Below are 8316 nucleotides of genomic sequence, written 5' to 3'. Positions count from 1 at the left end.
TTTTTTCATTTTTTGTAGGCGTATCAGCTAGTTAGCCGTTAAGTAAGTGCCATTCGGGTCAAGCACCTTACTGGAGCAAGGCCGAAAATCTCGTTCGTTGGTGGCCTGCGATAATTCAACAAGCAAGTCTGATTGCTGGTGGTGCTGCATTCAAGGTGGCATGGAAGTTTTCAGCCCCTGGAAAATTTGAGCAGTTGAAGATTTAGCCTTACCTAGTGTTGTACTTTTTCGAGCGGCTGAAGGTCTGTAGGTGGCCATCTACCGCTTCTCGAAAAGCCCTTTCCAACTCCTCCACCGTTTGTCCCTCATAGCTCACCAGCGCCCGAATGAATAAGAGCTTTCCGAACAGGCATTCGTCCTGGGGGCTTGCTTCAATTGAGCCGACATAGCCCTTGTATTGCAATTGACTGCTCATAGAGTCTCGACCCTCACTGCTGAAGTCGTGGATATTTATACGGGGTGAACCCCCACGCATGGAACCAAGAAACTGTAACCGAGCACATACCTCACCTCTCCATTCAATTGCGGTTGTTGCACAGGCTTGCGTCTCTGTTAGGATTCCCTTGTCCCAGAAAGGAAATACATTTGTTTTCAGATGATCCCCGAATGGTTCTGAAGGCCAGATAAACCGGGCTCCACACGGTTTTTTGCGTCAGAGAGATCCTTGATGATCCAGATCCATCTTCCATTCCCCAGATCAACGAGAACGCCATGACTGTGAAAGAGTTGACCCAGGAAGCCAGGCACGAAGAAGCGCTGAAGAAGTACGTGCTGGATGCGCCCCAGTTGCTGGAAGAGATCAAGGAACTGAGCGCCGACGATCAGAAAGACCAGATCCAGTGGGCGTTCGAGGACGAGGCCGAAGCCCAGGGGTTGCAGCCTTGGGAATTGACGCTCAAGTACACCAGCACGCCTGAAGAGTTCGAGGAGCAGCGCCTTGCCTTGCACAAGGAAGCGGCCGAGGTGCTGGGTGTGGAATGGGATGAATACTGCGAGATGAATAATCTTGTAGTTTGAGAGCAGCTGCAAGTCACAAGCTGCAAGCTGCAAGGCAAGCGTCGAACCGCTTGAAGCTTGCAGCTTGAAGCTCCCCGCTGCTCCTCAGAGACTGAGCCGCATCGACAAGTCCACCGCTTTCACATCCTTGGTCATCGCGCCGATCGAGATGTAGTCCACCCCGGTCTCGGCAATCGGGCGCAACGTGCTTTCGTTGATCCCGCCGCTGGCCTCCAGCTTCGCCTTGCCGCCGTTCAGGCGCACGGCTTCGCGCATGTCGTCCAGGCTCAGTTCGTCGAGCATGATGATGTCGGCATTGGCCGCCAGCGCTTCTTTCAATTCGTTCAGGCTTTCCACTTCGATTTCCACCGGTTTGCCTGGTGCGATCTTGTGGGCGGCGGCGATGGCCTGGGCGATGCCGCCGCAGGCTGCGATGTGGTTTTCCTTGATCAGGAAGGCATCGTAGAGGCCGATGCGGTGGTTATGGCAACCGCCGCAGGTAACGGCGTACTTCTGGGCCAGGCGCAGCCCAGGGAGGGTTTTGCGGGTGTCCAGCAGCTTGACTTGGGTGTCGGCAACAAAGTCGGCCAGGTAGCGGGCCCGGGTGGCCACGCCAGAAAGCATCTGCAGAAAGTTCAGCGCGCTGCGTTCGCCGGTCAGCAGCGAGCGGGCCGGCCCTTCGAGGTGGAACAGCGCCTGGTCAGGGCGTGCCCGGTCACCGTCGCGTACTTGCCAATGCACGGCGACGCGTGGGTCCAGTTGCCGGAACACCGCATCGACCCAGGCCGTGCCGCTGATGACCGCGGCTTCACGGGTAATGATGGTGGCTTTGGCCAGGCGTTCGGCGGGGATCAGTTGCGCGGTGATGTCGCCGCTGCCGATGTCTTCGAGCAACGCGCGGCGCACGTTGGCCTCGATTTCGGCGGTCAGATCGGCGAGACGTAGATTCGGCATAACGGGCTCCACAAACAAAGTGGCCCGATTATAGGGCCAGTGGCCTGTCTCACAAACAATGTTCCTTATGGCTGACGTCTGTTGCCGTCATGCTGCGTGACCGCTCCTGGCGCAGTCTTGGCTGACGACCCAGCCCAATCCAATCCAATCCACGGGCGCCGGATGTCTGCGCCAGGCATCGAAACCTGCATTTGGTCGCATCCTCGCAACATTTTCCCGATTGTCCGGTCACTTATTGCGGAGTATTTCGACCTGGGTCACAGAGTCTGCTGGCATGACCGGGTTCTTTTACCAGATAATCCGCCTTTCGATTGACGTCATGGCTTTGACGTTTCGAGCTCAAAAGCACCCTTTCAGGAGACCAGGATGCACAACGACGGGAATGTAGTGCCTTTGCACAAGGTTTCTACGGATCAGGCGAGCCCCTCGCCGCTCGCCCGCCTGCCTGTGATTCTGCTTCAGGTACGCGACAAGGCCGCCCAACAGTTGCGCCTTGGCTTGCAGGGGCTGTTCGACAATGCCGACGACACGCTGTTTGAAATGGCCGATCGGGCGCGCAACGATGTCGATCAGAATCTGTTCTTCGAAGCCATGCGAGACTTGCGGCTGAAGCGCAAAAGCATTGAGCGCGAATTTATCGAGCAGTTTTTCGAAGCGTTCGTCAGTCTTGCGCAATACGACCTGACCCAAGCCACCTTGACGCCTGCCCAAGCGTCACCCCCCCAGGCTCAGCGCTCACATGATGACCTCGAGCGTCATCTGGCGGTGGAGGCCATGGTCACCCGCGTGCTCAGCCGCGATGGCGCGTCTCTTGAGCAATTGACGGCGCGGCTCAGCGTCCTGCTGACCAGGCCGCTGGCCAGCCAGCAGAATCCTTTGAGCCCGGCGCTGCTGTGTGAAAACTTTCTACAGGCCGCTCGTAATCTGGGGGTAGAAATCAAGGTCAAGCTGATCTTGCTCAAATTGTTCGAGCGCTATGTGCTCAGCGAGTGCGATCAACTGTATAGCGAGGCCAATCAGTTGTTGGCCGCTACGGGCATCCTGCCGGATCTGAAGGTTTCTCCGTTGCGACGGGCGTCGGATCGAGCCGATGACGCCCCGCGTACCAAGGTAGAGAGTGCAGCCAACCCCAAGGCTGCCGAAGTCGACGACAGCGTGCAGGAAGTGTTCGCTGCGTTGCAGAAACTATTGATGCAGGTGCGTGGCAGTGTGGCGCCGACTCTGGAGGCCAGCGCACCGGCCCAGCCGATCTCAACCCGTGACCTGCTGCGCCTGCTTTCCCATTTGCAGCAGTACGTGCCGGCGCCAGCCATTGAGGATGAGTTCGACCTGCGTAGCCAGCTCGAACAACTGTTGACCCGGGTCAGCGTCAGGAGTGGCAAGTCGCGAGTGGTCGACGTCGCCGATGAAGACGTGATCAACCTGATCTCGATGATGTTCGAATTCATCCTCGACGACCATAACCTGCCGGATTCCTTCAAGGCTTTGATTGCCCGTTTGCAGATTCCGATGCTCAAGGTCGCGGTGCAGGACAAGAGCTTCTTCAGCCGGGGCAATCATCCGGCCCGGCGGCTGCTCAATGAAATCGCGGCTGCGGCCACGGGTTGGGGTGATTGCGACGATCATCAGCGCGACAGCCTCTATCTGCGCATCGAGCAGGTGGTGCAGCGGTTGTTGAATGATTTTGTCGATGACCCTGCGATCTTCTCTGAATTGCTGGCCGATTTTCTGGCCTTCACCAGCGATGAAAGACGACGCAGTGAGCTGCTCGAACAGCGCATTCGTGACGCCGAAGAAGGTCGCGCCAAGGCCGAACTGGCGCGTCTGCGCGTCGAAGGGGTACTCAATCAGGTCATGCTGGGCAAGGTGTTGCCGCAGGCGGTGGTGGAGTTCGTGCAACATGCCTGGAGTCAGGTGTTGTTGCTGACCTGCTTCAAGCACGGCAAATATTCAGCCGAGTGGCAGGCCGACGTATTGACCCTGGAACAACTGATCTGGAGCGTCCAGCATCACGAGGAGCCGGATGCCGGTCTGCGTTTGCTCACGATAGTGCCGCAGCTGCTCAAAGCCTTGCGTGAAGGCCTGAGCCGTTCGGCGTTCGACCCGTTTGCCACCGGCGAATTTTTCAGCGAGCTGGAAGCCCTCCACGTGCAGGCCCTCGAACGCATGGGGCAGGCAACGGAACAGACCCAGTCGTTCAATTCGCCGGTCATGGTCGAAGTTTCCGAGAAAATTGTCCTGCGCACCACGCAAAAGGCCCCGGAGGAAAGCGCAGCGGTGCATTTGCCGGCCGATGACGTGGGCCTGCTTCAGGTCGACCAGTTGCGGTTGGGAAGCTGGGTTGAATTCCAGGAGGAAGATGACAACAGCCTTCGTTGCAAACTGGCGGCGATCATCGAGGCCACCGGCAAATACGTCTTCGTCAACCGCACTGGCTTGAAAGTGCTGGAGCACAGTCGCACCAGCCTGGCCCTGGAGTTTCGCCGGGACGCAGCACGCCTGTTGGACGACACCCTGCTGTTCGACCGGGCACTGGAATCGGTACTGGGTAATCTGCGTCAGCTCAATCGCGGCAAGTGATCGCGCAGCCAGGGCCGATCGCGGCATACTGGCGGCATTCACCGACGTCATCGAAGGAACCTGTATGCAGTTGGACCCCGCCAGTGGTTGGTGCGATGGCGTGCGGCATTGCCCATCACCCAACTTCAATGCGCGCCCCGAGGGCGAAATTTCACTGCTGGTGATCCACAACATCAGCCTGCCGCCGGCACAGTTTTCCACGGGCAAGGTGCAGGAGTTTTTCCAGAATCGTCTGGATGTCACGCAACACCCCTATTTTGCCGGTATCGCCGATCTGCGTGTGTCTGCGCATTTTCTGATCGAGCGTGACGGCGCGGTTACCCAGTTTGTCTCTTGTCTGGATCGTGCATGGCATGCGGGCGTTTCGTGCTTTGAAGGGCGGGAGACGTGTAACGATTTTTCCATAGGCATTGAGCTGGAAGGCACCGATGATCTGCCCTTCACTGACGCGCAATATGCGGCATTGGTCTGCCTGACCCGCCAGTTGCAGGCGGCGTTCAGGGCGATCACGCTGCAGCGCATCTGTGGGCACAGCGACATCGCCCCGGGTCGCAAGACCGATCCGGGACCGGCATTCGACTGGGCGCGCTACCGCGCGGCCCTGACAGAAGGGGAAGGGCAATGAGTTTTCTGGTGCTGCTGCTGGCGATCTGGATCGAGAAATTCTCGGCCTTGCGCCATCGGGTCCAGCGTGACGGCGGCTGGCTGCGCGAACTGAACAAGCTCGAGACCGGACCGCGCTGGATCAACCGGCCCTGGCTGGTACTGGTTGTGCTGGTCCTGCTGCCCGTGGCGCTGCTGGCATTGTTGCTGTGGGTGTTGGAGCCGGTGGCCTATGGTCTGCTGGCGCTGCCGGTGCATCTGTTGGTGGTGATTTACAGCCTGGGTCGAGGGGACCTGCTGGCTGACCTGGGACCGTTTCGTGACGCCTGGCGCCGGGAAGACCTGCAAGCGGCCGACCATGTGGCCAAGCGCGACCTGAACATTGAAGCCGACAGTGGCGAGCAGTTGCTGGAGCAGGTCCAAGGGCATCTGCTGTGGCAGGCTTATCAGAGTTTTTTCGCGGTGATTTTCTGGTATTTCCTGTTGGGGCCGGTCGCGGCCCTGAGCTATCGCCTGCTGGCGCTGGCCGCCGAGCACAGTCAGAACCCCGGCGTGGCCGAGCGGGCGGCGCAGTTGCGCCATGCCTTCGATTGGGTGCCGGTGCGGCTGCTAGCCGCGAGCTTCGCCCTGGTGGGCAACTTCGTGGCAGTCAGCCGGGTCATGCTGCATGAATTGCTGAACTGGAACATCAGCGCCGCCCACCTGATCGGCAAGGTCGGGCTGGTGGCCGGTGAGATCCCCGATCCCGTCGCCGGGCCGGACGGCATCAACAGCCTGGATCGGCTATGGGAACTGTTGTTGCGTGCAGCGGTGCTCTGGTATGCCGGTTTTGCGCTGTGGACGGTGCTGGCTTAGGCAAGCGCGCGCTCTGTGGCGAGAGGGGTTCTGTGGGAGCAAGGCTTGCTCCCACAGATAAATGCCCTGGCCACCGAATCATGTCGGGCCTGTCTCGTTAACCTTAAGTTACAAATCTTCCCGCCGATTTAGGCTATACAGGGACAGCGCCCAAATAGTGGCTTTCTGCTGTCCCTGTGCGCATGCCCATAAAAACAAGAAATACAACCGGGAGACTTCCTTGTGAAGAGTTTGCTCTGGCCCGCCGTCGCGCTGATGAATCGCCTGAGCTTCGGCATGAAGTTCAGCCTGATCAGCGTGTTATTTCTGCTGCCGATGCTGGTGACCAACTTCTTTTTGGTGCGCGATTCCTATCGCGAATTCCAAGGCACGCAAGTGGAGTTGCAAAGCCTCGATCTGCTGGGCAGCAGCCTGACCCTGCGGCGGGACCTGGAAACCCTGAACAACCTGGTGCAGATCAATGCCAGCCTCGGTCAGTCCGGCAAGGCCGGGGACGTAGAGGCGAAGATCGGCGTCCTTGAAAAACAGGTCCTGGCGCGGTTGCAGAGCTTGAGCGCCATGACCGTTGATCCTGAACAGGTCGGCGCTTTTGATGCCAAGCGCGACGAAATGATTGCCGCTTTCAAGACCCAGCAGGCCGAACGCTCCCTGCAAAGCAAAAGTGCACTGATCGGCAAGCTGCTCAACAGCGCGCAGATGTTCAGTCAAATCATCGCCAGCCAGGCTGGCCTGAGCCGCGACAACCAAGGCGATATCCGCCAACTGAGCGAATTGATCATCGGCGTGACCCCCAACGTTACCCAAACCCTGGGTGAGGGCCGCGCGCTGGGCGCTGCGTCCCTGGGCCTGGGCTTTCTCAATTCGGCGTCGAGCACCCGCTTCGACGAGTTGCTGGGGCAAATTGAGAAACTCCAAGGTGAATATGACCTTAAGGTCCAGGACGCCCTGGGCTCTAGCAAGGCGGCCGGGCAGGCGCTTGCCACTCAGGCCGAAAGCAGCAGGGCGACCCTGAAGAAAGCCGGTGAACTGATCGAAGAGCAGGTGGTGATGGCTGACACGCTGGATGCACCATGGCTGCCGTTCTACGAGCAGGTCAGCAGCCTGATGGAACAGACCTACCGACTGAACGATGCGACCCTGGGTTTTCTGGACGTTCAGTTGCAGCATCGCCTGGAGCAGAACCGCAGCCACATGGTGCTGCAAGCGGTTGCGCTGGTCGCCGTGTTTCTGCTGATTTTTTACCTGTACGCCGGCTTCTACGCCTCAACCCGCACCACCCTCAAGCATCTCGGCGAGATGATGGACAAGGTCGCGGCGGGCGACATGACGGTCAACTTCGTGGCGCGCAGCAAGGATGAGTTGGGGGAATTGGGTGAAGTGTTCAATGGCACGGTGGCGAAGATCCATGATCTGATCGAGCAGGTCGGCCACACCGTTGCCGAAGTCGAGCGCCAGGCCGGACAGGTGGAGGCGGTGTCGGCCCAGAGCAACCAGGCCGTTTCCGGGCAGCGCAGTCAGATCGAGCTGGTCGCCACGGCGATGAACCAGATGTCGGCCACCGCCCAGGAAGTGGCTCGCAGCGCCGCCGCGGCGGTCAGCAGCGCCCACAGCGTGAACGACGAAACCCTCAGCGGGCGCGGGTTGGTGGAGTCGCAACAGAGCAGCATCGTGCGCTTGGCCAGTGAGATCGATCAGTCGGTGCAGGTGATCAATCAACTGGCGACTGACAGCCAGGCCATCAGTCGTGTGCTGGACGTGATCAAGAGCATCGCCGAGCAGACCAACCTGCTGGCGCTCAACGCCGCGATCGAAGCCGCACGGGCCGGAGAGCAGGGGCGCGGTTTTGCGGTGGTGGCCGACGAAGTGCGGACCCTGGCCAAGCGGACTCAGCAATCGACCGAAGAAATCGAAGAAATGATCACCCGCCTGCACGGCGGCGTGGGTGCTGCCGTCAAGGCCATGGGCACCAGTCATGAGATGGCCAGTGGCACCGTGGGGCAGTCGGAAAAGGTCCAGCAGGCGCTGGAAAATATCCTCGGCGCCGTCGGCATGATCGTCGACCAGAACCAGCAGATTGCTGCTGCGGTGGAGCAGCAGACGGCCGTGGCCCATGACATCGACCAGAACATCGTCGAGATCAATCGCGCCGGTGAACGCACCGCCGAAGGCGCGCACCAGACCGAAGATGCCAGCCGTGAATTGTCCGCCCAGGTGGTGCAGCTCAAGCAGTTGATCAATGCGTTTCGGGTGTGAGTCTGGCTGATTCGCCGCAAATCCAATGTGGGAGCAACTGTCTTGGATGATTTATTTAGCCATCGTTTCCAGGGA

The 8316-nt window shown here is 59.4% G+C and carries 6 protein-coding genes and 2 pseudogenes; 6 read left to right on the top strand and 2 right to left on the bottom strand.

Going from position 1 to position 8316, the window contains the following annotated elements; genetic code table 11:
• Positions 1-241: 241 nt before the first annotated feature.
• Positions 242-415 (bottom strand): annotated as a pseudogene (locus MA884_RS27540) (type II toxin-antitoxin system HicB family antitoxin); the annotation flags it as partial.
• Between the two features lie 296 nt (positions 416-711).
• Between MA884_RS27540 and MA884_RS27535 the strand changes: the two are divergent.
• Positions 712-1017, top strand: a complete 306-nt coding sequence (locus MA884_RS27535) for a DUF6388 family protein (protein WP_256233450.1) — start codon at positions 712-714, stop codon at positions 1015-1017.
• Between the two features lie 84 nt (positions 1018-1101).
• On the opposite strand, the gene nadC is transcribed toward MA884_RS27535, so the two are convergent.
• Positions 1102-1950 (bottom strand): carboxylating nicotinate-nucleotide diphosphorylase, encoded by an 849-nt coding sequence (gene nadC / locus MA884_RS27530; protein WP_256233449.1) that lies wholly within the window; start codon positions 1948-1950, stop codon positions 1102-1104.
• A 366-nt stretch (positions 1951-2316) separates the two neighbouring features.
• On the opposite strand from nadC, the gene MA884_RS27525 reads away from it, so the two are divergent.
• From MA884_RS27525 to MA884_RS28145, 5 genes and pseudogenes are all read left to right on the top strand, one after another.
• On the top strand, positions 2317-4530 hold the full coding sequence (locus tag MA884_RS27525) for a DUF1631 domain-containing protein (RefSeq protein WP_256233448.1): 2214 nt from the start codon (positions 2317-2319) through the stop codon (positions 4528-4530).
• Positions 4531-4594: 64 nt separating this feature from the next.
• Complete coding sequence (gene ampD, locus MA884_RS27520; RefSeq protein ID WP_256233447.1) at positions 4595-5155, top strand: 1,6-anhydro-N-acetylmuramyl-L-alanine amidase AmpD; 561 nt, start codon at positions 4595-4597, stop codon at positions 5153-5155.
• A complete protein-coding gene (gene ampE / locus MA884_RS27515) occupies positions 5152-5988 on the top strand; it encodes a regulatory signaling modulator protein AmpE (protein ID WP_256233446.1) in 837 nt (278 codons plus the stop codon). Before ampD ends, ampE begins: the two co-directional genes overlap by 4 nt.
• Positions 5989-6243: 255 nt before the next feature.
• A pseudogene (locus tag MA884_RS28150) lies at positions 6244-7335 on the top strand (methyl-accepting chemotaxis protein); the annotation flags it as partial.
• Positions 7312-8241, top strand: a complete 930-nt coding sequence (locus tag MA884_RS28145) for a methyl-accepting chemotaxis protein (protein WP_371134832.1) — start codon at positions 7312-7314, stop codon at positions 8239-8241. The pseudogene MA884_RS28150 and the gene MA884_RS28145, both read left to right, overlap by 24 nt.
• The last annotated feature ends 75 nt before the right edge of the window (positions 8242-8316 follow it).

The organism is Pseudomonas sp. Q11, assembly GCF_024494355.1.
Taxonomy (GTDB): Bacteria; Pseudomonadota; Gammaproteobacteria; order Pseudomonadales; family Pseudomonadaceae; genus Aquipseudomonas; species Aquipseudomonas hefeiensis.
The sequence above is the reverse complement of the archived record's forward strand: the minus strand, read 5'-3'. Positions and strand labels throughout refer to the sequence as shown.